Here is a 26,459-nt window from a genome sequence, read left to right as displayed (position 1 = left end):
GAAGTCAACCGGGGGTGACATGACGAGGACCGATGATGCAGCGTTGACGCCGGCCGCACGGCGCATCCTCGACACCGCCTCCGCGCTCTTCTACGCCCACGGGATCACAGCAGTCGGCGTCGACATGATCGCCACGGAATCCGGGATCACCAAGCGCACCCTCTATGACCGATTCGGGTCGAAGGACGCTCTCGTCGTCGCATACCTCCGTGACCGCGATGTGCGCTGGTGGGGCCGCTGGGAGGAGAGGCTCGCACAGGCCACTGCGCCGCGAGCGCTGACCGTGTTCGATTCGTACGCCGATGACGTGCGCCCCTCGGGCCGTGGCTGCGCGTTCATCAATGCTGCCGCCGAACTGGCGGAGTCGCACCCTGGCCGAGTCGTGATCCGGAAGCACAAGCTCCGCGTGCGCACAAGGCTCGAGGAGCTCATCCGTGAGGACGGCGTGGACGATCCGGTCGCCGTCGCCGAGCACGTCTTCCTCCTCCTCGAGGGAGCGATCGCGCATCAGGGCATCGATGGGAACACGACTCGCCTGCGAGGCGCTCGGCGCATCGCTGAAGCTCTCCTCGAGGCGTGAGACGCCGAATCGTCGCTCTTTACATGAGCGCAGTGGGTTCGTGCAACCCCCTCTTGTGCGTCGTCCAGGGCGCGTAGCGTCATCGTCAGCGGGGCCGGAGATCGTGCGGGCCCCCCGTTTCACAGTCCGTCCGCCGTTCATCAGACTCCCCCAGGTCGGAGCGGCGGGCGGGCTGGCATCCCACTCCCCGCACATTTGCAGAACCCCACCCCAGATACACGAGAACCCCCGGAGTCCCCCGGGGGTTCTCCTGCGTCTGGAGGGGCGCGATGCGAATGTCGGCGATTCGCGTAACAGAACGCCGCCGGCGCCGTCTTCTCAAGTAGCGGAGCCCCGAAGCCCGCGTTCATGCCGCGGCTCGCCCCAGGGCGTCCGTCAGCGCGGTGAGGATGGCCCCTCGTCGTCCTCACCGCGCGCTCTTCCGGCTGCGCCGGGGCGGGGCCCTCAGCCGATGAGGTAGACCATTCCGCGACCGTTCGCGGTCAGGGTCTCGACGAATGCCTGCGCACGGTGGAGGAAGGTCGCGATGCCCACGGACGCGTGGGGTTCCATGCCCCATGCGTCGGCAAGCGGATCGCTGGAGACGATGCTGCGCGGATCGTGGACCGCCTGCTGAGCGAGGTCGGCGTCGAATGCGTATGCGTAGTAGCGGATTCCCATGCGGTCATCGTCGCGGCGCCAGCACCACTTTGGTCCTGGCCTTCCGCGCATTGCGGAGAACAGGCTCGGACGCCCCATCGTGGAGAACGATCCCACCCGGAGCGGGCCACCGGCACCTGCTGCGCGACGGAACCTCACGCGGGTACGCAAAAACCCCCGGACGAACCGGGGGTTTTGATCTGTAGCAGGAGCGGGGCTTGAACCCGCGACCTCACGATTATGAGTCGTGCGCTCTCACCAACTGAGCTACCCTGCCGCACGGCATCCGGCTGTGAAATTTCGAATGCTGCGAGCCCCGAGTCAGGATTGAACTGACGACCCCTTCCTTACCATGGAAGTGCTCTGCCACTGAGCTATCGGGGCGTTGTCACCCGTGAAGGCAACCACACGAGAATACCATCACTTCGGCGTTCTCACGAAACCGGGGCGACACCGTCGTACCGCCCGGCGTTCTCGGTGAACCACGCCATCGGATCGATGGTGGATCCGCCGACGATGAGTTCGAAGTGCATGTGCGCACCGTACGAGCGACCGGTGTTCCCGACCTTGCCGACGATGTCGCCGACCTTGACCGTGTCGCCGGATTCGACCTGCAACGATCCGTACTGCATGTGCGAGTAGTGGCTCGTCACGAGCTCGCCGTCGATCATGTGGTCGATGTACACCGTGACGCCGTAGTTGCCGCCGGACTCGGTCGCGATGCGGACCTTGCCGTCCGCGATCGCCTGCACCGGAGCGCCCTCGCCGGGGAGCAGATCGAGACCCTCGTGCAGCCGGCCGTCGCGCATGCCGAAGCCGTAGCTCATGGCGACGCCGACGATGAAGGGCCACTGGATCGCCGCGTCGGGGTCGTTCGTGTAGACGGTGTTCGAGTAGTTGATGCCCTGCTGCGTGGCCAGGTCGATCAGGGAGGCCGTGGAGAAGCCCTCAGCACGCTGGATCACGTTCTCGGGAAGGTCCGACGACGCGACGAACGCCTGGATCTCGGCATCCGAATCGCTCCCCCCGGATTCCTTCGCCCCCGCGACGAGAGACATGCCAGCGGTCGTCTGCCCGCCCTGCCAGGCCGCGACGGCCTCGGCGGGCAATGTCATCGAGACGGCGAGCATGCCCGCGATCCCCATGATTCCGACGGTCGCGCCGGCAGCGGCGAACTTGCGCCGTGCGCCGCGGCGCCGGGCAGGAACGTGGACGGCTGCCGTCGGCAGGGATGCGCGCTGCTCATCCGGCCCCGTGACCGTGACAGGTGCGGTGACGGGCGCCTCGGAGAAGCAGAGGGCTCGGGATGCCGCGGCGAACGCGTCGGCGTCCTCGCAGTCCGTCGTCGCCTGAGCGGTCGCATCGGCCTGCGCGGTGACCGCGGCGGCGTCGACGGCCGTGGATGCGACGTGCGTGGAATCGGCGGGCGACGGTGCGGGGCGAGACGACCGGCGCATGCGACGCGGGGACGCGGCAGGCTCGGCGACGGCCTCGACGATGACCTCGGTGGCCGCGACGACCGTCGCCGCCACCTCTGCGATCAGCGACTCGGCAGCGGTATCGGCCTCGGGTTCCGGCGAACGCTCGGCGGGCTCGACCGCAACGCTCCGGCTCGCACGAAGGGCACGTCGCGACAGCGGCGCGGCGGGGACGTCGGCCGGGGCGACGACGGGAGATGTCTCGATGTCCGCTGAGAGCGCGGAATCCGCGGTCTGTCGACGGCTGGAGCGGCGCGTGGGCGCGTGCTCAGCCATGGGGGAATCGAGGGGCAAAACGGTCTCTCGGCTAACTGGTGACGATTTCGGGGCGACCGGCGTCGATCAGTGCGGGGGGACGACGGCGACGAACAGAAAAACCCTACCCTGACGGTCCTGGGAATGCCATGACGGCACCCTCTAGACCTCCTTGTGGAGAAGGTCTGAAAGCCGTTCGTGCAGGGCAGGTCCGGCAGCGACCACCATCGGCCTGCTCGACGTGGTGTCGAACCGGCTCAGGCGTCCGCCGGCCTCGGTGACCAGAAGAGCGCCCGCCGCGAAGTCCCACGGGTTCAGGCCACGCTCGAAGTATCCGTCGAGTCGGCCGGCGGCCACGTACGCGAGGTCGATCGCGGCCGAACCGCCACGTCGAAGGTCTCGCGCAAGGGGCATCACTCTGCGCACGGTGGCGAGGTCGCCGTCGTGCGTAGACGGGTCGTATCCGAAGCCCGTCGCCAGCAGAGCGCCGGCCGGGGTCTCCGTCGTGACGGCGAGCCTCCGGTCGCCGAGCCAGGCCCCGCCGCCGTGCGACGCGGTGAACAGCTCCCCGATCGCGGGGGCACACACCGCGGCGGCGAGCGGCTGCCAGGTGTCAGGGTCCGACCCGCCCTCCACAGCGGCGATGCTGACGCTGTACATCGGGATGCCGTAGGCGTAGTTCACGGTCCCGTCGATCGGATCGACGACCCACGTCACGCCGGTCGTGCTCTGCGCCGCGCCGGACTCCTCACCGAGGAAACCATCGCCCGGGCGCTCGGCAGTCAGGCGTGCACGGATGAGGTCCTCGACCTCGCGGTCGGCCTCGGTGACGATGTCGGCGAGGGTCGACTTCGTCGCGGCGAGCGCGACCCCGGCCGCCCTGCGCTCGCGGGCGAGGGCCCCGGCCTCACGGGCGATGTCCGCGGCGAGCTCCTGGAGCAGGACCTCCACGGGCTGGTCGCCGATCATCGGCGCGGCGCCGGTGGAGGCGGCGGGAAGGCCCCCGGTGCCGGGGGCGCCGTCGGCAGCTCGTCCGGTCGAGGTGGCACCGGCGGCTGCGCGCCCTCGTCGGGCGCAGCGGGCGCCTGGGGTCCCGGCGTCGCAGGCGCAGGCGGCACGGGTGCGGGCGGGACCGGCGCCTCACCCTCCGGCGCCACGACAGGCGGCGCCGGCACGTGCGGGGCTTCCGGCGACGGGGCGAACGGGTCGACGGCAGCATGCCCACCGCTCTGCGCGCCCTCAGGGGTCTGTGCGGGTGCCTCCTCAGCGGCCGTCGGGTTCCAGTCGCCCGCGATGCCGTCGGGTGCGGCGGGCGCACCGGCGGGCGGAACAGGGAGGCCGTCTGCACCGATCGGCGCATCCGGCGAGGACACCAGCGGCGCCTGCGGGGCGGCCGGTGTGGCGAAGTGCTCCTGCGGCGGAAGAGCGGGGAAGGACTGCTGCTGCGGGTAGCTCTGGGCCGGCATGCTCGGCCGGCCCGTGTAGTACGCGTTCCAGTCCGGTGATCCGTCCGGCATCACGGGGAGCGGGGTCGCGCCGTCCGCATACGTCGGCCACGGCGCTGCGGCGGCGGGAGCGCCACCTGGCGCGAAAGCCGCCGGCTGCTTCTTCGGCGCGAACAGGGCGTTCAGCAGCGGGATCAGGGTGGTGCCGACCGCGGTGAGGATCGCCAGCGCCACGACGAAGCGCCAGTAGAGGTCGCCGTACCTGAAGGTGTCGGGAAGGGTGAGGTAGATGACGAGCATGGCGACGAGCAACACGAGCATCGCGAGCGTCACATAGTAGATGACCCTGGTGAACGTGGTCACGTACCGCTGCGCGGCAGGGACGAACAGTCGCACGTGCAGCAGGGCGAGCTGCAGGACACCGATGATGACCAACAGCATGAAGAAGCGTCCGACACCGCCGGTGTACTCCTCCGGTTCCTCCGGCAGCCAGATCTTGATGGCGCCCGCGATCAGGGCGACAATCCAGGTGATCATGCTCGCCAGAGCCAGCCAGTCGGGTCGTCGCGTGGCGAGTCCCGCCTCGAGGATCGCGATGCCGGCGAAGCCCGCGAGCAGCAAGATCGTCAGGAAAGCGCGGCCGATGATGCCGTTCTGGTCACCGATGAGCACCCACACGACGCAGACGAGTGCTGCGGCGATGAGCGCGCCGATCGCGATCCAGATCGCTCCGCGGATCAGCAGCGATGCCTGCGGCTTCGCATTCGTCCCGTTGACCTCAGACATGGTGGCCCCCTCCTGAGCTGATGATGCCCTCATCCTTGCACGCGCGGATCGTATCGCGCGGGGCATCACGGCATGTGTGAGTAATCAGCGCGGCTTCTTCGTGGATGCCGCGGCGAACGCCGCCACCCTGGCCTTGGCGTCCTCCGTGTCGAACGACGCACCGATCGACCGTGCCTCCTCCGCCAACTGCTCGGCGAACGTGCGGCCGGGCTGCGACCGCACCAGTCGTTTGGCCTCGCCGTACGCCCCAGCGGCTCCGGCCAGCCAGAACCGCGCGACCTCCTCGGCGCGGGCGCGCACGAGATCGGCCTCGGCTGCGGCATCCGCGCCCGTCACCACCTCCGCGACGAGGCCCCACTCGAGCGCCTCCTCGGCGGTGAGCAGACGGTCCTGCAGGACGAGCTGCAGCGCGCGGCGGCGACCGACGGCATCCGCCAACTGCGCCGACACCGACAGGTCAGGGGTGAGTCCGATGTTCGCGTAGAGGCTGCCGATCCGCGAGCTCGCACCGATGACCGCGTAGTCCGTGCTCAGCAGGATCCCGAGCCCTCCGCCCGCCGTCGTCCCGTGCGCGGCGGCGACCACGGGCACGGCGGACTCGGTCAGCGCGCGGATCCCGGTGTTGATCACGCCGGCCAGCTCCGTCAGTGGAGAGCCGTCGTGCATCGTCGAGGCCATCTCGATGACGTCGCCGCCCGCGCAGAATGCGGGGCCGGCGGCGTCGAGGAGGATCGCCTTCACGTCATCGCGAGTCGTCGCCTCGGTCGTGGCATCCCGCCACGCGTGCGCGAGATCGGCATTGAACGAGTTGAGCCGGGCTGGACGGTTCAGCGTCAGGCGGGCGAGGCCCTCATCGACAGAGAACAGGATGGCGTCGGTCATGGGCATCTCCTTCGAAGCGCGGGCCCCGCCAGCCTAGTCAGGGCGCCGTGTCAGTCCGTGTCCTCTTGTACGCGAGCGACAAAGCGCTCCATGCGGCGGCGGGTGCCGTCCAGTCGCATGTCCACCTGTCCGGCGGCGCGGACCTCGTTGGGAGCGAGTGGATGCGCGAGGCGCACGTTCTCGTGGCAGGACAGGTCGGCGCAGATGTACGTGCCGACGCTGTCGCCGCGGTGACCGGCAGGGCCGGCCTTGCGCGCCGAATACAGGGCGACCTGGTTACCGGGCTGCATGGTCTGGCAGATGTTGCACATGCCGGACCGCGAGCGCCCGGGATCACTCGCCCGAAGGACGATGCCGACGGGCCCCTCCCCCGCGTCGATGACGATGCACCCGCGCTTGCTGGATGCCGGATCACGCCAGGCGAGGAAGTCGTGGAAGTCCCAGTCGACGAGGAGGAAGTCATGCGGCATCTCGATCATCCGCAGCTCGTCGTCGGTGGCGTTGATGAACGACGCCCGGACGTCGGACTCGGTGAGCGCTCGCATCGCTCCAGTCTATGAACTCGTCGCGGTGGCGGGCGCGTTCGCCCCCGCTTCGTGAGCTCGGGACGAGTGGCTCACGGCAATGCATCCGGAGAAAGAAGAAGACCCCCGCTTCCCGGAGGTCTTCTGTCGTTTGGTTGGTGGCGAGTGAGGGATTCGAACCCCCGAATGCAATGCAGTCTGATTTACAGTCAGATCCCTTTGGCCGCTTGGGTAACTCGCCAGGTGCACACCCGTCCAGCTTGTACAGCCAACCGGGGGCGCGAGTATCAAGCATACCTGTCCGGCGCAGGTGTAAGAAATCGAAACGTCAGCTGCCCCGCACGCCGCGATCGCCCTGCTCGAGCGACTCGGGAGTGCGCAGGAGACCGCCCTCTGCCCGGCACGTCGCCGCGGCGACGGCCATGGCACGGTCGAGCAGACGCTGCCACTCCTCCCCCGCCTCGGGGAGGCCGGCGGCCAGCCCCTCCGCCACGGCCGCGAGTGTCGCATCGCCCGCCCCGACGGTGTCGACGATCGGCCCGGGGAGCTCGGTGATGCCGGCGCGGAAGACCCCGTCATCCGTCTCGAGGATCGCGCCGTCCTTGCCCGCCGTCGCCAGCACCGCGCGCGCTCCACGCTCTCGCAGACGCGCGCGCAGCGCGTCGAGGTCTCCGTCGTACAGCAGCGCGGCGTCGTCCGCGCCGACCTTGGCGATCACGGCATCCGCGGCCATGCGCTCGAATCCGCGGACGAACTCCGCGCGGTCGCTGAGCATGCCGGCGCGCGGGTTCGGATCGATCGCGACGCGCGCATCGGCGAGGGCGTCCGCGAGGGCGTCGACCTCATCGACGCGGTCGAACGGGAAGCAGCTGATCACCGCGAGGTCGGCCGCCGCGATCGCCTGTCGTGCCTCGTCGCCGTAGCGGATCGTCCGCTGCTGCGCCGCATCGTTGAAGGCGTACGACGGCTCGCCGTGCGCGTCGCGCTGGACGATCGCACGTGAGGAGCCGAACGGCGCCGCGCCCGCGACGAGCGACACGTCGTGGTCGCCGAGATACTCGCGGATGTGGGTGCCGGCCTCGTCGTCTCCGACCATCGCGATGAGCGTTGTCGGGATGCCGAGCCGCCGAAGCCCGACCGCGACGTTCAACGCGGCGCCGCCGACGAGCTCGCGGACTCCGCCGGCGTCGTGGATCTCATCGATGAGGGCGTCGCCGATGACGACGGTACGAGGGGTGTGGGGCATGACTTCATTCTCGCGCACCGTGAGGTCGCTCCGTCGCACCGTGAGGTCGCTCCGTCGCACCGGGAAGGACGCCCCGCTGACCACGGCGCGTGGGTCACCCTCGAGGATGACGCACGTCATTCCGCAGGCCGACGCGTGGGCGGAGGCGCCGAAGAAGGATGGAGAGCATGAAGAAGACCTCCGTTCGCCTCCTCGCCGCCGGCCTCAGCCTCATCGCCGTCGGACTCGCCACCGGCTGCTCCGCCGTCGACCGCATCGCCTATCAGCGCGAGACGCTGCACTTCGACGACCGGAGCGGCTTCGTCGCCGGCTTCGACGCGGCGGCCGCCTGGCTCCCCTCGGACGGGCAGGACATCTCCGTCGTCCGCTCCACCCAGGCGAGCGACGCGCTCGTGTCCGTGCAGAGCGACGCGACCCTCGACCCCGACCTGTGCACCTCGGTCCCCCGCCAGTCCGCCCCGGACTACTCCTTCGAGGGGATGCCGGACGTCTATAAGCGCGACACCGTCTTCGCGTGCGGCGAATGGAGTGTGATCGCCTCGGACACCGGGTGGATCGGGTGGACCCCGAACCACCCGGACGAGCAGGCCGCGAGTCCGCGCTGACCGCACACCGGACTCCACCGCCCGGACCCGACGCCCGGACATGACGAAGGCCCCGCCCCTCCGAAGAGGTGCGGGGCCTTCGTCGATCGGCTCTCGCCTCGATCAGTTGTACGTGCCCGGAGTCACGTCATCCGTCGAGAACGCGTCGAAGTCGACGTATCCGAAGTCGCCCTCGGCGTACGCGCCGTCGGATGCGAAGATCCGGTTCGGGTAGCGCTCGCTCTTGGCTTCCTCGGTGGCCTCGACCGTGACGTTGCGGTACTTGGACAGACCGGTTCCGGCGGGGATGAGCTTACCGATGATGACGTTCTCCTTGAGACCGACCAGCGGGTCGCGCTTGCCCTGCATCGCAGCCTCGGTGAGCACGCGGGTCGTCTCCTGGAACGAGGCGGCGGACAGCCACGACTCGGTCGCCAGCGACGCCTTGGTGATACCCATCAGCTCCGAACGGCCGGACGCGGGACGCTTGCCCTCTGCCACGGTCTCGCGGTTGATCTGCTGGTAGCGCTTGAGGTCGACCATCTCACCCGGGAGCAGGGTCGTGTCGGCGTGATCGACGACGGTGACCTTGCGGAGCATCTGACGGACGATGACCTCGATGTGCTTGTCGTGGATCGGCACACCCTGCGAGCGGTACACGCCCTGGACGCCACCGACGAGGTACTTCTGCACCTCGCGGGCACCCATGACACGCATGACCTCCTTGGGGTCGAGCGTGCCGACCTGCAGGGGCTGACCGACCGTGACGTGCTGGCCGTCCTCGACGAGGAGCGTCGCACGCTTCAGGACCGGGTAGACCACTTCCTCGTCACCGTTGTCGGGCGTGAGGATGACCTTCTTGGCCTTGTCGGTCTCGTCGATCGTGATGCGGCCATCGGCCTCGGCGATCGGCGACGCACCCTTGGGCGTACGAGCCTCGAAGAGCTCCTGCACACGGGGCAGACCCTGGGTGATGTCGTCCGCCGATGCGGAACCACCGGTGTGGAAGGTACGCATCGTCAGCTGGGTTCCGGGCTCACCGATCGACTGCGCGGCGATGATGCCGACGGCCTCACCGATGTCGACGGTCTTGCCGGTCGCGAGCGAACGGCCGTAGCACTGCGCGCAGACACCGACGGCAGAGTCGCACGTGAGGACCGAGCGCACCTTGATGCTCTCGACACCGAGCTCGACCAGCTTGTCGATCAGCACGTCGCCCACGTCGTCGCCGGCCGCGGCGAGGACCTCGCCGGACTCGCTGACGACGTCGGAGGCCAGCGTACGGGCGAACACCGAGTTCTCGACGTTCGCATCGCGCACGAGCTCACCCTGCGAGTTCGGAGCGGCGATCGGGAGCTCGAGGCCCTTCGACGTGCCGCAGTCCTCTTCGCGGATGATGACGTCCTGCGAGACATCCACCAGACGACGGGTCAGGTAACCCGAGTCGGCGGTACGCAGAGCGGTGTCGGCCAGACCCTTACGGGTACCGTGCGTCGCGATGAAGTACTCCGCCACCGACAGACCCTCGCGGTACGAGGAGATGATCGGACGCGGGATGATCTCACCCTTGGGGTTGTTCACCAGACCACGCATACCCGCGATGTTGCGGATCTGCAGCCAGTTACCACGAGCACCCGACGACACCATGCGGTTGATGGTGTTGTCCTCGGGGAAGTTGGCGCGCATCGCGGCCTGGACCTCGTCGGTCGCCTCGGTCCAGATCTTGATGAGCTCCTGGCGACGCTCGGCGTCGGTCGTGAGACCCTTCTCGTACTGCGACTGGACCTTCGCGGCCTGCTTCTCGTAGCCGGCGACGATCTCCTTCTTGTTCGGAGGAGTGAGGATGTCGCTGAGGGCGACGGTCACACCGGAGCGCGTGGCCCAGTAGAAACCGGCATCCTTGATGCGGTCCAGCGTCGCCGCCGTCTCGACCTTGGGGTACTCCTCGGCCAGCTTGTTGACGATCTGCGACAGCTTGCCCTTGTCGGCGGGCTCGCGGACGAAGGGGTAGCCCTTCGGCAGCGTGGCGTTGAAGATCGCCTGACCCAGCGACGCGTCGACGAGGCCGTGCTTCTCGTAGCCCTCCGGAGCCTCCCCCTCGAGGAAGTTGAGGCCGGGGATGCGGATGCGGATCTTCGCCTGCAGGTCGAGGGTGCCCTCGTCCTTGGCGAGGATCGCCTCGGAGACCGAGCCGAACGCGCGTCCCTCACCGGCTGCGCCGTCCTTGACCGTGGTCAGGTGGTGCAGACCGATGATCATGTCCTGCGAAGGCAGGGTGACCGGACGGCCGTCCGACGGCTTCAGGATGTTGTTCGACGCGAGCATGAGCACGCGGGCCTCGGCCTGAGCCTCGACCGACAGGGGCAGGTGGACAGCCATCTGGTCACCGTCGAAGTCGGCGTTGAACGCCGCGCAGACGAGCGGGTGCAGCTGGATGGCCTTGCCCTCGACGAGCTGAGGCTCGAAGGCCTGGATGCCGAGGCGGTGCAGGGTGGGTGCACGGTTGAGCAGGACGGGGCGCTCGCGGATGATCTCCTCGAGCACGTCCCAGACCTCGGGACGGGTGCGCTCGACGGCACGCTTGGCGGCCTTGATGTTCTGCGAGTGACCGAGGTCGATCAGGCGCTTGATGACGAACGGCTTGAACAGCTCGAGCGCCATCTGCTTGGGCAGACCGCACTGGTGCAGCTGGAGCTGCGGGCCGACGACGATGACCGAACGGCCCGAGTAGTCGACGCGCTTTCCGAGCAGGTTCTGGCGGAAACGACCCTGCTTTCCCTTGAGCATGTCGCTCAGGGACTTCAGGGCGCGGTTGCCGGTGCCGGTGACGGGGCGACCGCGGCGGCCGTTGTCGAACAGTGCGTCGACGGCCTCCTGCAGCATGCGCTTCTCGTTGTTGACGATGATCTCGGGGGCACCGAGGTCGATCAGACGACGAAGACGGTTGTTGCGGTTGATCACACGACGGTAGAGGTCGTTCAGGTCGCTGGTGGCGAAGCGGCCACCGTCGAGCTGCACCATCGGGCGCAGCTCCGGCGGGATGACCGGCACGACGTCCAGAACCATGGATGCCGGCGACATGCCGGTCTCCAGGAAGGAGTTGACGACCTTCAGACGCTTGATCGCACGGATCTTGCGCTGGCCCTTACCCTCGGAGATCTGCAGGTGAAGGCTCTCGGCCTCCGCCTTCAGGTCGAAGGCAGCAAGGCGACGCTGGATCGACTCCGCACCCATGTGGGCCTCGAAGTACTGTCCGAAACGGTCCTGCAGCTCGTGGAAGACGTCGTCCTCGGGACGCAGGGCGCCCACCTCGAGGGTGCGGAAGTCCTCCCAAACGCGCTCGAGCTTGGCGATGGCGTCGTCGGCGCCCTTGCGCACCTGCGACATCTCCTTCTCGGCGGCGTCCTTGACCTTCTTCTTCGCGTCGGCCTTGGCGCCCTCGGCCTCGAGAGCCGCGAGCTCCTCCTCCAGCTTGGAGAGGCGCTCGGCGATCTTCGCGTCGCGACGATCGGCGAGCGTCTTCAGCTCGAGACGGATGTTGTTCTCCTGGGTGGCCAGGTCGCGGTGACGAGCTTCCTCATCGACCGAGATGACCATGTAGGCGGCGAAGTAGATGACCTTCTCGAGGTCCTTCGGCGCCATGTCCAGCAGGTACCCGAGGCGCGAAGGCACGCCCTTGAAGTACCAGATGTGGGTGACGGGTGCGGCGAGCTCGATGTGGCCCATGCGCTCACGACGGACGGAGCTCTTGGTGACCTCCACGCCGCAACGCTCGCAGACGATGCCCTTGAAGCGGACACGCTTGTACTTGCCGCAGGCACACTCCCAGTCACGGGACGGACCGAAGATCTGCTCACCGAACAGACCGTCCTTCTCGGGCTTGAGGGTGCGGTAGTTGATGGTTTCGGGCTTCTTCACCTCACCGTAGGACCATCCGCGGATGTCGTCTGCGGTGGCCAGGCCGATGCGAAGCTCATCGAAGGTGTTTGACTCGAGCACTAGTTCTCCTGTGTCTCAATAAAATTCTGCGAAATCGTGAACGCTGTACGCGTCAGATCTCGTCGATCGAGGCGGACTCGAATCGGCTGGAGATGTTGATACCGAGCTCCTCGGCGGCACGGAATGCCTCGTCGTCGGTGTCGCGGAGGTTGACCGCCGTGCCGTCTGCCGAGAGGACCTCGACGTTCAGGCAGAGCGACTGCATCTCCTTCATGAGCACCTTGAAGGACTCGGGGATGCCGGGCTCCTGGATGTTCTCGCCCTTGACGATCGCCTCGTACACCTTGACGCGGCCGAGGATGTCGTCGGACTTGATCGTGAGGAGCTCCTGGAGCGCGTATGCGGCGCCGTAGGCCTCGAGGGCCCACACCTCCATCTCACCGAAGCGCTGTCCACCGAACTGTGCCTTACCACCGAGCGGCTGCTGGGTGATCATCGAGTACGGACCGGTCGAACGGGCGTGGATCTTGTCGTCGACCAGGTGGTGGAGCTTCAGGATGTACATGTAGCCGACGGAGATCGGTGCCGGGAACGGCTCTCCGGAGCGGCCGTCGAACAGCTGGGTCTTGCCCGAGCGGTCGATGAGGCGGACGCCGTCGCGCGTCGGCAGCGTCGAGTCGAGGAGACCGGCGATCTCCTGCTCCTCCGCGCCGTCGAACACCGGGGTGGCGACCTTCGTGCCAGGAGCAGCCTCGAAGGCGACCTCCGGCAGCGTCGACGCCCACTCGGGGTTGCCCTCGACCTTCCAGCCCTGCTTCGCGATCCACCCGAGGTGGGTCTCGAGGACCTGACCGAAGTTCATTCGACCGGGGATGCCGAGCGGGTTCAGGACGATGTCGACCGGGGTTCCGTCGGCGAGGAACGGCATGTCCTCGACCGGCAGGATCTTGGCGATGACACCCTTGTTGCCGTGACGGCCGGCGAGCTTGTCACCCTCGGTGATCTTGCGCTTCTGGGCGATGTAGACCACGACGCGGCGGTTCACGCCGGAGCCGAGCTCGTCGTCGCCGTCCTCGGCGTTGAACTCCTTGACGGCGATGATCGTGCCCTGCTCACCGTGGGGAACCTTCAGAGAGGTGTCACGGACCTCGCGGCTCTTCTCGTTGAAGATCGCGCGGAGCAGGCGCTCCTCGGCCGACAGCTCGGTCTCACCCTTCGGCGTGACCTTGCCGACGAGGATGTCGCCGGGGCGGACCTCTGCACCGATGCGGATGATGCCGCGCTCGTCGAGGTCCTTCAGCAGCTCAGGGCTGACGTTGGGGAGGTCACGGGTGATCTCCTCCTTGCCGAGCTTGGTGTCGCGGGCGTCGACCTCGTACTCCTCGATGTGGATCGAGGAGAGGGTGTCGTCCTTCACCAGGTCCTGGCTGAGGATGATCGCATCCTCGAAGTTGTAGCCCTCCCACGTCATGAACGCGACGAGCAGGTTCTTGCCGAGCGCGAGCTCACCGTTCTCGGTGGCGGGGCCATCGGCGATGACCTCGTTCACCTCGACGCGCTCACCCTCGGAGACGACGACCTTCTGGTTGTACGACGTGCCCTGGTTGGAGCGATCGAACTTGCGGAGGTAGTACTCCTTGGTGCCGCCCTCATCGAGCTGGAGCACGACGCGGTCTGCGGAGACCTCGGTGACGACACCGGCCTTGTCGGCGGTGATGACGTCGCCGGCGTCGATGGCCGCGTAGCCCTCCATACCGGTTCCGACCAGCGGCGAGTCGCTGCGCAGCAGCGGCACAGCCTGACGCTGCATGTTGGCACCCATGAGGGCGCGCTGTGCGTCGTCGTGCTCGAGGAAGGGCACGAGCGAGGTCGCGACCGACACCATCTGGCGCGGCGAGACGTCCATGTAGCCGATATCGGCGGGGTCGAACATGTCGACCTCACCGCTTCCGCCCTTCGGGCGGGCGAGGACCTGGCTGTCGACGAAGCGCTTCTTGTCGTCGAGCACCGCGTTGGCCTGAGCGATGTTGAAGTCGTTCTCCTCGGCGGCGGTGAGGTAGTCGATGTCGTCGGTGACCACGCCGTCGACGACGCGACGGTACGGGGTCTCGATGAAACCGAAGGAGTTGATGCGCGCGAACGTCGCGAGCGAGCCGATCAGACCGATGTTCGGGCCTTCAGGGGTCTCGATCGGGCACATGCGGCCGTAGTGCGACGGGTGGACGTCACGGACCTCGACGCCGGCGCGGTCACGGGAGAGACCACCGGGGCCGAGGGCCGACAGGCGGCGCTTGTGGGTCAGACCCGCGAGCGGGTTGTTCTGGTCCATGAACTGCGACAGCTGCGAGGTTCCGAAGAACTCCTTGATCGCGGCGACGACGGGGCGCACGTTGATCAGGGTCTGCGGCGTGATCGCCTCGATGTCCTGCGTGGTCATGCGCTCGCGGACGACGCGCTCCATGCGGGAAAGACCGGTGCGGACCTGGTTCTGGATGAGCTCGCCGACGGCGCGGATACGACGGTTGCCGAAGTTGTCGATGTCGTCGGTCGCGATGCGGATCTCGGCCTTCTTGCCGTTGCGCAGACCCTCGAAGGTCTCGTCGCCGCGGTGCAGGCGCACCATGTACTTGATCGTGGCCACGATGTCCTCGACGGTGAGCACCGACGAGTCCAGCGGCTGGTTCAGACCGAGCTTCTGGTTGATCTTGTAGCGGCCGACCTTCGCGAGGTCGTAGCGCTTGGCGTTGAAGTAGAAGTTGTCCAGCAGCGCGCGGGCGGCCTCAGCGGCGACCTGCTCGCCCGGACGGAGCTTGCGGTAGATGTCGCGAAGCGCGTCTTCCTTGGTGAGGATGGTGTCCTTGGCGAGGGTCTCCTCGATGGAGGGGAACCCGGCGAACTCGGCGAGGATCTCCTCGCTGGTCATTCCGAGGGCCTTGAGGAACACGGTGACGGACTGCTTGCGCTTGCGGTCGATGCGGACGCCGACCTGGTCGCGCTTGTCGACCTCGAACTCCAGCCATGCACCACGGCTGGGGATGACGCGCGCCGAGACGATGTCCTTGTCGGAGGTCTTGTCGGGCGTCTTGTCGAAGTAGACACCGGGCGAACGCACGAGCTGGGAGACGACGACACGCTCGGTGCCGTTGATGATGAACGTTCCCTTGCTGGTCTGCAGCGGGAAGTCGCCCATGAAGACGGTCTGCGTCTTGATCTCACCGGTCTGGTGGTTCATGAACTCGGCCTCGACGTACAGCGGGGCGGCGTAGGTCTTGCCGCGCTCCTTGCACTCGTCGATCGAGTACTTCTCGGGCTCGAGGTACGGGTTCGTGAAGCTCAGCTGCATCGTCTCGCTGAGGTCTTCGATCGGAGAGATCTCCTCGAAGATCTCCTCGAGACCGCTGAACTCGTTGAGGTCCTTGCGGCCGGCCTTCTTACCCTCGGCGACGCGCGCCTTCCAGGTGTCGTTGCCGACGAGCCAGTCGAAGGACTCGGTCTGCAGCGCGAGAAGGTCGGGGACCGTCAGCGTGTCGGAGATCTTGGCGAACGAGAGACGCGATGCGCCGCGCCCGTTCTTGTTGGTGGTGGATGTGGATGCGTTGGGAGCAGCAGCCAAGGGAATAACCTCCGTGAGCCCCGCAGGGCTTCTCGATTCCTTTGTCGTCAGGTGGAGTGCGCGCTCGATGCTCAGCATCTGCCGACCACCATATGAGGGCAGGGAGAAAGGAGGCGCAAGGAATAACTATACGGCGGATTTCACGACATGGCAAGCAGAATCCTTGACCAATTCCGGATGCTGCGGTAAAAGCACCCGGACGGGCTGGCGGAGGCCGACGCCGGTCAGGCGATGTTGAGCTCGTTGCCGGGGATGGATGCGAGAAGGCGACGCGTGTACGGATCGCGCGGGTTCGTGAAGATCTCCTCCGAGGATGCCGCCTCCACGAGCGCGCCGTCCTTCATGACGCAGACGTAGTCGCTGATCAACCGCACGACGGCGAGGTCGTGCGAGATGAACAGGTAGCTGAGCCCGTACTCGCGCTGCAGGTCGCCCAGCAGCGTGAGGATCTGATCCTGCACGAGCACATCCAGCGCCGACACCGGCTCATCGCAGACGATGAGGTCGGGAGACAGCGCCAGGGCGCGGGCGATCGCGACGCGCTGCCGCTGACCGCCGGAGAGCTCGGACGGGTACCGGCGCAGCATCGACTGCGGCAGAGCCACATCGTCGAGCAGCTGGCGGACGCGTTTGCGGCGGTCGGCACTGCTGCCCCGCTTGTAGAAGTCGAGCGGCTCCCCGATCAGGCGCTCGATCGTGAACATCGGGTTCAGGCTCGAGTACGGATCCTGGAAGATCGGCTGGACCTGCTGGCGGAACTCCTTCGACTCCGCACGACTGAGCGAGGAGATGTCCTTGCCCTCGTAGCGGATCACACCGGACGTCGGCTCGATGAGCTTCAGCAGCATCCGCGCCGTCGTCGTCTTGCCGGACCCGGACTCCCCCACGATGGCGACGGTCTCGCCGCGCGGGATGGCGAGGGAGACGTCGTTCACGGCGACGAAGTCGTCGCTGCGCCCGCGCACGGGGTAGACCTTGGTGAGGTTCTCGATCTCGACGATGTTGTCGGCCCGCGGTGGCGTCGACTCAGCGACGTCGGCCCGCTCGCCCCGGTTCTGCTCGCTCGGCACCCCGGAGGGAGCGTCTGCTGTTGTCGCGGTGGTGAAGGCCTCCGGTCGCAGGCGCGCGGCCGCGACGGACGGCGCCGCCGCGACGAGCGACTGGGTGTACGGATGCTGCGGAGCTTCGAGGATCTGCTGAGCGGGGCCCTGCTCGACCACACGCCCCCGGTGCATGACGACGACGCGCTCCGCGCGCTCGGCGGCGAGCCCGAGGTCGTGCGTGATGAGCAGCACGGCGGTGCCGAGGTCCCTCGTCATCGCACCGATCTGATCGAGGATCGTCTGCTGCACGGTCACATCGAGCGCGCTCGTCGGCTCGTCGGCGATGAGCAGACGCGGCTTGCAGGCGAGTCCGATCGCGATGAGGGCACGCTGACGCATGCCGCCGGAGAACTCGTGCGGGTACTGCTTCGCACGCTTGGGCGCGTCGGGGAGACCGGCGGCCTCGAGCGCCTCGACGACCTTCTCCGCCACGTTCTGACGGTTCGCCAGGCCGTGCGCGAGGAGGGTCTCGGCGACCTGCGTGCCGACCTTCGCGACCGGATTGAGGTTCGACATCGGGTCCTGCGGGACGAGGCCGATGTCGCGGCCTCGGATGCTGCGCATCTCGTTCTCTGACGCCTTCGAGATCTCCCGCCCGTCGAGGCGGATGCTGCCGGAGGCGATCCGGCCGCCGCCTGCGAGGAGTCCGATGATGGCCATCGCCGTGGTCGACTTGCCCGAGCCGGACTCGCCGACGATCGCGACGGTCTCACCGGCGGAGATCTCGAGATCAACGCCCTCGACGGCATGGACGATGCCGTCCGTCGTGCGGAAGTCGACGGCGAGGTCCTTGACGGAGAGCATGGGCGCTCCGGTGCTATGTGCGTCGTTCGTCATGATCAGCGTGCCCTCGTCCTCGGGTCCATGGATTCGCGCAGCGCCTCACCGAACAGCGTGAAGCCGAGCGCGGTGACGGCGATGCAGATGCCGGGGAAGAACGCCAGCCACGGCGCGATCGACAGCTCGCTCTGCGCGTATGTGAGCATGCGTCCCCACTCCGCCGTCTCGGGGCGTCCGCCACCGAGGCCGAGGAAGGACAGCGCCGCAGCGTCGATCACCGCGGTGGCCAGGGTCAGCGTGCCCTGCACGATGACCGGACCGATCGCGTTGGGAAGAACGTGCGACATCGTGATGCGTCCGCGACCGAGTCCGAGGGACTGGGCCGACAGGACGTAGTCGCTCGAGCGCTGCTGCAGCATGGATGCTCGCAGCAGACGCGCGAAGATCGGCACCTGCGATGCACCGATCGCGATCATGATCGCGTACGGCGTCTGGCCGAGGATCGCGGCGATCGAGACGGCCAGCAGCAGGTTCGGCACCGACAGGATGATGTCGACGATGCGCATGATGAGCGTGTCGACCCAGCCGCCGAAGGTGCCGGCGACGAGGCCGAGCAGCATGCCGCCGACGAGGCCCATCGCGGTGGAGACGACACCGATCAGCAGCGAGGCCTGCGCGCCCCAGATGAGTTTGGAGAGCACGTCACCGCCGAAGCGGTCGAGACCGAGCGGGAACTCGGGGAGCTCCCCCGGACCCGGGATGTGCGTCGGGGTGATGAAGCGTGCACCGGGAAGGGCGGTCTCCGGGTACGGCGCGAGCAGCGGCGCGAGCACCGCGACGAGCAGGAACAGCAGCACGATGATCGCGCCGGCCCACGCGGTGGGGCTGCGGCGCAGACGGCGGAACACGTCCTGCCAGAAGCCGCCGGAGCTGTCCTTGAGGTCGGCGTGCGCGACGGCGACGGTGTCGATGACCTCGCCGCCCTGTGCGGGGGGAAGCGGAACGCTCATTGGACCCTCACTCTCGGGTCGATCAGGCTGTAGGAGACATCCACCGCGAGGTTGATGAGCGCGTACGCGATCGCGATGAAGATGATGAAGCCCTGCAGCACGGGGAAGTCTCTGGTGAAGATCGCCCTGGCGAGGAACGATCCGACACCCGGGAAGGCGAACACCGTCTCGGTGAGCACCGCCCCGGAGATGAGCAGACCGGTCTGCAGACCGATCGTCGTCACGACGGGGAGGAGGGCGTTGCGGAGGATGAAGCGCCCGCGCAGCGTCGAGTTCGACACGCCCTTGGCCCGGCCGGTGCGGACATAGTCGGCGTTCTGGACCTCGAGCACGCTGGCCCTGGTGATGCGCACGATGATGGCGAGCGGAATGGTCCCGAGCGCGAGAGCGGGGAGGATCAGGTGGAGGATCGCGTCCCACGCGGCGTCGAACTCACCGGTGATGATGCCGTCCCACACGTAGAACCCCGTCGGATGCGTCGCATCGATGCGCGGGTTCTGCCTGCCGTCGGCCGGCAGCCATCCGAGCTGCACGGCGAAGATGTACTTCAGGATGAAGGCGAGGAAGAACACCGGGATCGTGATGCCGACGAGGCTCATGACGACCGAGGCGTGGTCGCTGAACTTGCCGTGCCGGCGTGCCGCCCAGTAGCCCAGCGGGACGCCGATGCCGATCGCGAAGATCAGCGCCGCGATCGACAGCTCGATGGTCGCGGGGAAGCGCCGGAAGAACTCTTCCAGCACTGGTCTGTTGGTCTGGATCGAGGTGCCGAAGTCTCCCTGGAGGAGCCGGCCGATCCAGACGAAGTACTGCTCGATGAGCGGCTTGTCGAAGCCGTAGAGCGCGTTGACCCGCTCGATGGCCTCCGGTGTCGCGCGCTCACCGAGGAGGGCGACGGCGGGTCCGCCGGGGAGGGCCCTGACCCAGGCGAACAGCAGGATGCTCAGGCCGAACAGGGTGGGGATGAGGAAAAGCAGTCGCCTGCCGATGGTGCGCAGCAAAGAAGGACTCCGTTTGCGTAGACGATAACGATCCGCCCCGCACCCCCGACCGGAAGGGCGGAAGCGCGGGGCGGATCGTTATCGCGTCACTTCGTGAGGACGATCTCGTTGAAGACCTCGTCGTTCACCGGGCTCGCCGGGAAGCTCTCGACGCGGGGGTCGAAGGCCAGCGTGGGAGCCGGGTGCGCCAGCGGCACACCGGGGATGAACGTCGCGACCATCTCGTTGATGTCCTCGTACAGCGCGGTCTGCTCCTCGAGGTCCGGCACGCCGCGTGCGTCCGACAGGGCCGTGAAGAGCTCCGGGTTGTCGAAGCCCCACTCCGAGCTCTGCGCGCCGAAGAAGACGCCGACGAAGTTGTCGGTGTCGTTGTAGTCACCGGTCCAGCCGAGCAGGTGGATGCCGTGGTCGGCCGTGCCGGAGGTGCGGTCGAGGTACTCGACCCACTCGTCCGAGACCGGGGTGGTCTCGACGCCCGCCTCGGCGAGCTGCGAGGACAGCACGGTGAAGATCTGCTCGGGGTCCGGCATGTAGGGGCGCGAGACGTTGACCGGGTAGTTGAAGGTCAGCGACAGCGGGTTGGACTCGTCGTAGCCGGCTTCTGCGAGCAGGGCCTTGGCCTTGTCGACGTCGTAGTCGTACGTCGTGATGTCCTCGTTGTAGCCGTTGACCACCGGCGGAATGAACTGCGTGGCCTTCTGCGTGCCCTCGGGCAGCACCTGGCTGATCAGTGCGTCCTTGTCGATCGCGTACGACAGCGCCTCGCGGACCTTCGGGTCCTGCAGCTCGGGGATCGCCTGGTTGAACGCGAGGTACAGGATGGTGAACGGCGGACGCGAGACCATCGTGAAGCCGTCCTCCTCGAGGGCGGCGGTGTCGGCGGGGCCGACGAGGTCGTAGCCGTCGATGTCGCCGGCTTCCAGCGACTGGCGACGGGCCGTCGGGTCATCGATGGTGCGGAAGATGATCTGCTCGATCTGCCCCTTCTCGCCCCAGTAGTCCTCGTTGAAGCTCAGCGTGAGCTGCTCGCCCGGGGCCCAGTCGTCGAACTTGAACGGTCCGGTTCCGGTGGGGTGACCCATCGCGTACTCGGACAGCTGCGGCGCCTCGGCCGATCCGCTGACCTCGTCCGCACCGAACTCGGCCATCGCGGCGGGGCTCTGCATGCTGAACGCCGGCAGGGACAGCGCGGGGATGAATCCGGCGAACGGCTTGTTCAGCTCGACGGTGACGGAGTAGTCACCGTCGGGGGTGCAGGACTTGTAGACGGCGTTCTCGGGGTTCTCCGCGTAGCCGTGGAACAGCTTGCTGTAGTAGTAGGCGAGCGCCTCGGACGCGGCGAGGCCCGTCCAGTTGTACCAGCGGTCGAAGTTCGCGCAGACGGCCTCGGCGTTGAACGGGGTGCCGTCGTGGAAGGTCACGTCCTCCTTGAGCTGGAAGGTGTGCGACATGCCGTCCTCTGCGGACTCCCACGACTCGGCCAGCAGCGGGGCGGGGTCGGCGGTGCCGGGCACGGTGCCGACGAGTCCTTCGAAGATCTGACGCGACACACGGAAGGTCTCGCCATCCTGTGCGAATGCGGGGTCGAGGCTGGCCGGGTCGGACGATGCGGCGAACACGAAGGTGCTGTCGACCTCGCTGCCGCCCTCTCCTGCGTCATCTCCTCGTTCGCTCGCGACGCAGCCCGCGAGCAGCATCGCTGCGATCGCGGTGCCCGTGACAGCGATGAGCCCTCGCCGTCGGCGCATGGATGTGGTGTGCATGCTGTGTACCTTCCCTGTGGGCGCTACCTTGCGCGTTCCGGGAGCATCGTCGCACCCGTCACACGTGATGCATTTGACGCTACCCAGCCCGCACCTGGAATCCAAACGCATCCATGTTGCGATCCGGTATCAGCTCGATAACGCTCTCGCGTCAGGATCCGAGAAGCAGAGCGCGCGCCGCCTCGGCACCTGCACGGCTCGCGGCGGTGACATCCACGACGGGAAGCGGGAGCGGTCGCTGCGCCGCGAGCCCCACGTTCACCACGACGGCGTCCGGCCGGTGCTGCGCGGCGAGCTCGACGAGTTCGCGCTGCGGCGCATCGACGTCGGGCCGGTCGATGAGCAGCACGAGGCGCCCTCCGGCGTCGATCGCGCGCTGCAGCGCGGCATCCCGCTCCTCCGGAGTCGCCCGCTGGACGTCGAGGCGGACACGGAAACCGTCGTCGCCGGCGATGGCCTCGGCGACGTATGACGCGGCGCTGTCGACCGCGAGGGTCGCTCGCCGGCGCGCATCGACGACCGAGAGCGCCGAGGCGTCGGCGTCCGCGACGCCGGCGCCGGTGACGCGGAGAGTCCTGCGCACGATCGCGCCTCCGTCGAAGGCCGGTGTCTGCGCCGGAGCGGCCGCACGCAGACGCGCCGCCAGGGCACGCACGCGATCACGCGCCTGCTCGACGCGTTCACGCGGGAGTTCACCGGTGCGCAGCGCGGCGACGATCGCCTCGCGGGCGGACAGATAGTCGCGCTCGTCCTGGTCGCTGGATGCCGCGTCCCCTGGATTGGTGGGATTGCCGATGCACAGCAGGTCGGCGCCTGCGGCCAGCGCCTGCACGGCGCCGCCACCGATCCCGACCGACTCGCGCACCGCGGCCATGTCGAGAGCGTCGGTGATGATGACGCCCTCGAACCCCATCCCGCGCAGTCGCGCGAGCACGTCGGGGTTCAACGTCGCAGGACGCTCGCCCCACGCCGGCACGACGATGTGGGCGGTCATGATGGTCTCGACGCCCGCGGCGATCGCGGCGCGGAAGGGTTCGAGGTGCACGCGCTCGATCTCCGCGGGGTCCAGTTCGATGACCGGAAGGGCGTGGTGGGAGTCGAGGTGGGTGTCCCCATGACCGGGGAAGTGCTTGACGCACGCCGCAACTCCCCCGTCCTGCATCCCCTGCACCTCGGCGGCGACATGTCGCGAGACGAGGTCGGCGTCGGCGCCGAAGGCGCGCACACCGATCACGGGGTTGCGCGGGTCGGTGTTGACGTCGGCCACCGGCCCCAGGACGACATCCACACCCACCGCGCGCGCACGCCGTGCGAGCTCGGCACCCGTGGACCTCGTCGCCTCGACGTCGTCGAGCACGCCGAGCTGGGCGGCACCGGGAAGGGTCGAGCCCGTCGCCACCTCGAGGCGCGTGACGCTGCCGCCCTCCTCGTCGATGCCGATGAGCGCGTCGGGGTTGGCCTCGTGGATCTGCGCGCTCAGCTGCGCCAGATCCTCCGTGATGTTCTGGCCGAAGTAGACGAGACCCGCCAGGTCGTTCTCGAGCGCATCGCGCAGCCAGGTCGGCGCGCCGTCGCCGTCGAGACGGGTTCCGAAGAAGCCCGGCCACAGCACGCTGTTGGCCAGGCGGGTGAGTTCGTCGGTCATCCCTTCACCGCTCCGGCGGTCATCCCGCTCGCGAGACGGCGCTGCACGATGACGAAGAAGACCATGACGGGGATGGTGATGATGGTCGAGGCGGCCATGATGCTGCCCCAGTCGTTCGAGTGCAGACCGAAGAACGACTTCAGACCGATCGCGACCGTGTACTGGTCGGTCGCTCCACCGAGCATCGTCATGGCGAAGATGAACTCGTTCCACGCGGTGATGAAGCTGAAGATGCTCGTGGCGACGAGCCCCGGCATGACCAGGGGCAGCAGCACGGAGCGGAACATCCGCCACCAGCTCGCGCCGTCGATGTACGCGGCCTCCTCAAGCTCGACGGGGACCGCGGCCACGAAGCCGCGCAGCATCCAGATGCCGAAGGCGAGCGAGAGCGCCACGTAGACGATCATCAGACCGATGATGCTGTTGAGCAGACCGAGGCTCTTGACCTGGAGGAACAGCGGGATCACGAGCGCCTCGAGCGGGACCATCTGCACGACGAGGATGAGCATGAGGATCGTGGTGCGGAACTTGAACCGGAACCGCGCGACGGCCACGGCGGCGAGCAGGCACACGAGGGCGCTGACGAGCACCGTCACGATCGCGACGATCGCGGAGTTGCGCAGGTAGGTGCCGAACCCGCCCTCGGTGAGGACGTAGGTGAAGTGGTCGAGCGTGAACTCTTCCGGGATGAACGAGCGGCCACCGCTGGAGGCGTTCTTGTCGAAGGCGCTCGAGATCATCCAGTACGCGGGGAAAAGCGTGAACGCGAGGACGACGGCGACGGCGACGCCGGTGCCGAACCGCGAGAGGACGGACTTCTTCGGGTTCACAGTTCGTCCTCCTTCATGAGCGACCGGATGTACACGATCGTGATGCCGATCAGCACGAGGGTGAGCAGCACGGCCAGGGCCGCACCGAACCCGTAGCGGTTTTGGCCGAACGACTCGACGTACGACCAGACGCCGAGGTTGAGCACGGATCGGTTGGAGCCGGATCCGCCCGGCATGAGGTAGACCTGCGCGAACACCTTGAAGTCCCAGATGGTCGACAGGATGATCACGACGGAGAAGACGGGGCGCAGGGTCGGGAAGACGATCTTCCAGAACCGGCGCCAGGCGCCGGCGCCGTCCATGGCCGCGGCCTCCAGCATCTCCTTCGAGACGCCGAGGAGTCCGGCGAGGACCGTGATGGCGACGAACGGGAAGCCGTGGTGGACGACGTTGAGGAGCACGATCGCGTAGAACGACCACTGGTTCGTGAACCAGTTGACCGGGCCGTCGATGAGCCCGAGGTCGATCAGCGTGCGGTTGAAGATGCCGCGGTCGGCATCGAAGATGAACGTCCAGACGTAGGTGCCGGTGACCGCGGGCATGGCCCAGGCGATCATGATGCAGCTGGAGACGATGACGCGCCACGTCGTCCCGAGACGCTGCAGCAGCAGCGCGACGAGGGTGCCGACGGCGACGGTGGTGAGCACCGCGACGGCGGCGAAGCCGACCGTGTTCGGGAGCACGATCGTCCACAGGGTGGAGTCGGTGAGGGCCTCGATGTAGTTGCCGAAGCCGATCCAGTTGCTCTCGCCGGTGTTGATCTCGCGCAGACCATAGTCCTGCAGCGAGTACAGGAAGACCTGCACCAGCGGCCACAGCATGAGCACGGCCAGGATGAGAAGTCCTGGCGCGAGGAGCAGCCACGGGCGTGACTTGGCGAGCCGCGTGAAGCGGTTGGATCGGCGGCCACCGGCCACGGAGGCGGGGGTGGACCCCGCCTCCGTGGGTGTCGGCAGCGGTGCGTGCACCGTCGACATCAAGGGATACTGCCTAACTTGTCGTTATTGAGGGTGTGCCGTATTACTGGTTGAGCAGCTCGGTCATCTCGGCGGCGGCGTCCTTCGTCGCGGTGGCGACGTCCTTCTGCCCGCTGAGGATCGACTGCATCATGGCGTTGGTGGTCTTCTTCGCCTGGACGGCGCCGAAGTTCGGGGTCACCGGCACGGATGCGCCCCCGTCGACCATCTGCTCGGCGAACGGTGCGACGAGCGGGTCGGTCGAGGCGAGAGCCTCTTCCATGGCCGATGCGACACCGGGGAAGTAGCCGGTCTGCTCGGCCCACTTCTCGGCGTACTCACCGGTGGTCATGAACTCCACGAACTCCCACGCGAGGTCGGCGTTGTCGGTGGTGTTGAAGACCGACAGGTGCGATCCGCCGAGGACGGACGGAGCGATGCCGCCGTCCTTGCCGGGGATGACGGCTGCGCCGATCTTGCCCTCGAGGTCGGGGTTCGCCTCGACGAGGGAAGCCGGGGTCCACGAGCCCGAGAGCATCATGGCGACGTTGCCCTGGGTGAACGCGTCACGCAGGTCCGTCTCCTTCCACGTCGTGGCTCCTGCGGAGGAGAAGCCGTACTCCGTGGCGAGGTCCGTGTAGAACTGGATGCCCTCCTGCGAGGCTGCGCTGTCCAGCTCGCTGGTCCACTCGCCGCCCTCCTCGGTGGCGACCTCGCCGCCGGCGCCCCAGACCCAGGGGTAGACCTGGAACTCGGCGTCACCCGGCACGGGGAAGGCCATCATCTCGGGATGCGCGGCCTGGATGGCCTCACCCGCGGAGATGATCTCGTCCCAGGAGGTCGGAGCCTCGAGCCCGAGCTCCTCGAAGATGTCGGCGCGGTACACGAGCGAACGGACGCCCGCGTACCACGGCATGCCGTAGAGCTCTTCGTCGTAGGTACCGGCGACGGCGAGACCCTCGACGAGGTCGTCGCGCAGGCCGTCCTCGGCGTCGACGTACTCGTCGAGAGCGAGAAGTGCACCGGCGTCGGCGAACTCCGCCGTCCAGGTGGTGCCGGTCTCGGCGATGTCGGGGGTGGTGCCACCGGCGATGGCGGTCACGAAGCGGTCGTGCGCGTCGGCCCACTGCACCTCTTCGAACTCGACGGTCGCGCCGGTCTCGGCGTTGAACGCCTCGGCGACCTCGTCGAGGAACGCGGTGGAGTCGGGGTTGGTGCCCTGCATGATCCAGACGCTGAGCGTCTGGCCTTCGCCGTCCGCACTGCCGTTGTCGCTGCCGCCCGCGCAGCCGGCAAGGCCGAGCGACGCCGTGACGCCGAGCGCCACGATCGGAAGAATGCGCTTCTTCATCAGGTGAATCTCCTCATTGAAAACTGCCTTCGGCTACAGGGGTTGCATG

At 67.6% G+C, this 26,459-nt stretch carries 19 protein-coding genes and 3 tRNA genes; 2 read left to right on the top strand and 20 right to left on the bottom strand.

Annotation, left to right across the window (positions count from 1 at the left end):
- The first annotated feature begins 19 nt into the window (after positions 1 to 19).
- On the top strand, positions 20 to 580 hold the full coding sequence (locus HD600_RS09285; RefSeq protein WP_184283172.1) for a TetR/AcrR family transcriptional regulator: 561 nt from the start codon (positions 20 to 22) through the stop codon (positions 578 to 580).
- A gap of 444 nt (positions 581 to 1,024) precedes the next feature.
- Here the strand turns inward: HD600_RS09285 and HD600_RS09280 are convergent, their stop codons facing one another.
- The 10 genes from HD600_RS09280 to HD600_RS09235 all read right to left on the bottom strand — a co-directional run bounded on the left by HD600_RS09280 (position 1,025) and on the right by HD600_RS09235 (position 7,835).
- The gene (locus HD600_RS09280; RefSeq protein ID WP_184283170.1) at positions 1,025 to 1,240 is read right to left on the bottom strand and encodes a hypothetical protein; all 216 of its coding nucleotides are present in this window, start codon (positions 1,238 to 1,240) and stop codon (positions 1,025 to 1,027) included.
- Positions 1,241 to 1,422: 182 nt separating this feature from the next.
- Positions 1,423 to 1,496, bottom strand: a tRNA-Met gene (locus HD600_RS09275).
- A gap of 35 nt (positions 1,497 to 1,531) precedes the next feature.
- Positions 1,532 to 1,603, bottom strand: a tRNA-Thr gene (locus tag HD600_RS09270).
- A gap of 50 nt (positions 1,604 to 1,653) precedes the next feature.
- Positions 1,654 to 2,973, bottom strand: coding sequence for a M23 family metallopeptidase (locus HD600_RS09265; protein WP_241731653.1), 1,320 nt, complete (start codon positions 2,971 to 2,973; stop codon positions 1,654 to 1,656).
- Positions 2,974 to 3,114: 141 nt separating this feature from the next.
- Positions 3,115 to 3,921, bottom strand: coding sequence for an inositol monophosphatase family protein (locus tag HD600_RS09260; RefSeq protein ID WP_184283166.1), 807 nt, complete (start codon positions 3,919 to 3,921; stop codon positions 3,115 to 3,117).
- Positions 3,918 to 5,183, bottom strand: a complete 1,266-nt coding sequence (locus HD600_RS09255) for a hypothetical protein (RefSeq protein ID WP_184283164.1) — start codon at positions 5,181 to 5,183, stop codon at positions 3,918 to 3,920. Before HD600_RS09255 ends, HD600_RS09260 begins: the two co-directional genes overlap by 4 nt.
- An 84-nt stretch (positions 5,184 to 5,267) precedes the next feature.
- Positions 5,268 to 6,065, bottom strand: coding sequence for an enoyl-CoA hydratase/isomerase family protein (locus HD600_RS09250; RefSeq protein WP_184283162.1), 798 nt, complete (start codon positions 6,063 to 6,065; stop codon positions 5,268 to 5,270).
- Between the two features lie 50 nt (positions 6,066 to 6,115).
- Positions 6,116 to 6,610, bottom strand: coding sequence for an FBP domain-containing protein (locus HD600_RS09245; RefSeq protein ID WP_184283160.1), 495 nt, complete (start codon positions 6,608 to 6,610; stop codon positions 6,116 to 6,118).
- A gap of 135 nt (positions 6,611 to 6,745) precedes the next feature.
- Positions 6,746 to 6,830 (bottom strand) — tRNA-Tyr (locus HD600_RS09240).
- Positions 6,831 to 6,917: 87 nt separating this feature from the next.
- Positions 6,918 to 7,835 carry a carbohydrate kinase family protein gene (locus HD600_RS09235; protein ID WP_184283158.1) on the bottom strand — a complete coding sequence of 306 codons (918 nt, stop codon included), beginning with the start codon at positions 7,833 to 7,835 and terminating at the stop codon, positions 6,918 to 6,920.
- A 167-nt stretch (positions 7,836 to 8,002) separates the two neighbouring features.
- Between HD600_RS09235 and HD600_RS09230 the strand changes: the two genes are divergently transcribed.
- The gene (locus HD600_RS09230; RefSeq protein ID WP_184283156.1) at positions 8,003 to 8,440 is read left to right on the top strand and encodes a hypothetical protein; all 438 of its coding nucleotides are present in this window, start codon (positions 8,003 to 8,005) and stop codon (positions 8,438 to 8,440) included.
- Between the two features lie 102 nt (positions 8,441 to 8,542).
- On the opposite strand, the gene rpoC is transcribed toward HD600_RS09230, so the two are convergent.
- From rpoC to HD600_RS09180, 10 genes are all read right to left on the bottom strand, one after another.
- Entirely contained in the window at positions 8,543 to 12,418 is a 3,876-nt protein-coding gene (rpoC, locus tag HD600_RS09225; RefSeq protein ID WP_144794927.1) for a DNA-directed RNA polymerase subunit beta', read from the bottom strand.
- A 52-nt stretch (positions 12,419 to 12,470) separates the two neighbouring features.
- A complete protein-coding gene (gene rpoB / locus HD600_RS09220; RefSeq protein ID WP_184283154.1) occupies positions 12,471 to 15,971 on the bottom strand; it encodes a DNA-directed RNA polymerase subunit beta in 3,501 nt (1,166 codons plus the stop codon).
- A 224-nt stretch (positions 15,972 to 16,195) separates the two neighbouring features.
- Positions 16,196 to 17,911, bottom strand: a complete 1,716-nt coding sequence (locus tag HD600_RS09215; protein WP_184283152.1) for an ABC transporter ATP-binding protein — start codon at positions 17,909 to 17,911, stop codon at positions 16,196 to 16,198.
- A gap of 2 nt (positions 17,912 to 17,913) precedes the next feature.
- The gene (locus HD600_RS09210) at positions 17,914 to 18,864 is read right to left on the bottom strand and encodes an ABC transporter permease (protein ID WP_144794922.1); all 951 of its coding nucleotides are present in this window, start codon (positions 18,862 to 18,864) and stop codon (positions 17,914 to 17,916) included.
- On the bottom strand, positions 18,861 to 19,865 hold the full coding sequence (locus HD600_RS09205) for an ABC transporter permease (protein ID WP_184283150.1): 1,005 nt from the start codon (positions 19,863 to 19,865) through the stop codon (positions 18,861 to 18,863). The genes HD600_RS09210 and HD600_RS09205 overlap by 4 nt, the downstream gene beginning before the upstream one ends.
- An 86-nt stretch (positions 19,866 to 19,951) precedes the next feature.
- On the bottom strand, positions 19,952 to 21,628 hold the full coding sequence (locus tag HD600_RS09200) for an ABC transporter substrate-binding protein (RefSeq protein ID WP_184283148.1): 1,677 nt from the start codon (positions 21,626 to 21,628) through the stop codon (positions 19,952 to 19,954).
- Between the two features lie 151 nt (positions 21,629 to 21,779).
- The gene (locus tag HD600_RS09195) at positions 21,780 to 23,273 is read right to left on the bottom strand and encodes a glycoside hydrolase family 3 protein (RefSeq protein WP_184283145.1); all 1,494 of its coding nucleotides are present in this window, start codon (positions 23,271 to 23,273) and stop codon (positions 21,780 to 21,782) included.
- A complete protein-coding gene (locus tag HD600_RS09190; protein WP_144794914.1) occupies positions 23,270 to 24,103 on the bottom strand; it encodes a carbohydrate ABC transporter permease in 834 nt (277 codons plus the stop codon). The genes HD600_RS09195 and HD600_RS09190 overlap by 4 nt, the downstream gene beginning before the upstream one ends.
- Positions 24,100 to 25,080: a carbohydrate ABC transporter permease gene (locus HD600_RS14930; RefSeq protein WP_144794912.1), complete on the bottom strand. Its 981-nt coding sequence runs from the start codon at positions 25,078 to 25,080 to the stop codon at positions 24,100 to 24,102. Before HD600_RS14930 ends, HD600_RS09190 begins: the two co-directional genes overlap by 4 nt.
- Before the next feature lie 43 nt (positions 25,081 to 25,123).
- Positions 25,124 to 26,410, bottom strand: a complete 1,287-nt coding sequence (locus HD600_RS09180) for a sugar ABC transporter substrate-binding protein (RefSeq protein WP_144794911.1) — start codon at positions 26,408 to 26,410, stop codon at positions 25,124 to 25,126.
- Between the last annotated feature and the right edge of the window lie 49 nt (positions 26,411 to 26,459).

The sequence above is a fragment of the Microbacterium ginsengiterrae genome, from assembly GCF_014205075.1.
GTDB classification, from domain to species: Bacteria; Actinomycetota; Actinomycetes; order Actinomycetales; family Microbacteriaceae; genus Microbacterium; species Microbacterium ginsengiterrae.
The sequence above is the reverse complement of the archived record's forward strand: the minus strand, read 5'-3'. Positions and strand labels throughout refer to the sequence as shown.

Coding starts and splice junctions, on each gene's coding strand:
- HD600_RS09285 (WP_184283172.1), top strand. CDS start 20: ATGACGAGGACCGATGATGCAGCGTTGACGCCGGCCGCACGGCGCATC.
- HD600_RS09280 (WP_184283170.1), bottom strand. CDS start 1,240: ATGGGAATCCGCTACTACGCATACGCATTCGACGCCGACCTCGCTCAG.
- HD600_RS09265 (WP_241731653.1), bottom strand. CDS start 2,973: ATGGCTGAGCACGCGCCCACGCGCCGCTCCAGCCGTCGACAGACCGCG.
- HD600_RS09260 (WP_184283166.1), bottom strand. CDS start 3,921: ATGATCGGCGACCAGCCCGTGGAGGTCCTGCTCCAGGAGCTCGCCGCG.
- HD600_RS09255 (WP_184283164.1), bottom strand. CDS start 5,183: ATGTCTGAGGTCAACGGGACGAATGCGAAGCCGCAGGCATCGCTGCTG.
- HD600_RS09250 (WP_184283162.1), bottom strand. CDS start 6,065: ATGACCGACGCCATCCTGTTCTCTGTCGATGAGGGCCTCGCCCGCCTG.
- HD600_RS09245 (WP_184283160.1), bottom strand. CDS start 6,610: ATGCGAGCGCTCACCGAGTCCGACGTCCGGGCGTCGTTCATCAACGCC.
- HD600_RS09235 (WP_184283158.1), bottom strand. CDS start 7,835: ATGCCCCACACCCCTCGTACCGTCGTCATCGGCGACGCCCTCATCGAT.
- HD600_RS09230 (WP_184283156.1), top strand. CDS start 8,003: ATGAAGAAGACCTCCGTTCGCCTCCTCGCCGCCGGCCTCAGCCTCATC.
- HD600_RS09215 (WP_184283152.1), bottom strand. CDS start 17,911: ATGACGAACGACGCACATAGCACCGGAGCGCCCATGCTCTCCGTCAAG.
- HD600_RS09210 (WP_144794922.1), bottom strand. CDS start 18,864: ATGAGCGTTCCGCTTCCCCCCGCACAGGGCGGCGAGGTCATCGACACC.
- HD600_RS09200 (WP_184283148.1), bottom strand. CDS start 21,628: ATGCACACCACATCCATGCGCCGACGGCGAGGGCTCATCGCTGTCACG.
- HD600_RS09195 (WP_184283145.1), bottom strand. CDS start 23,273: ATGACCGACGAACTCACCCGCCTGGCCAACAGCGTGCTGTGGCCGGGC.
- HD600_RS14930 (WP_144794912.1), bottom strand. CDS start 25,080: ATGTCGACGGTGCACGCACCGCTGCCGACACCCACGGAGGCGGGGTCC.
- HD600_RS09180 (WP_144794911.1), bottom strand. CDS start 26,410: ATGAAGAAGCGCATTCTTCCGATCGTGGCGCTCGGCGTCACGGCGTCG.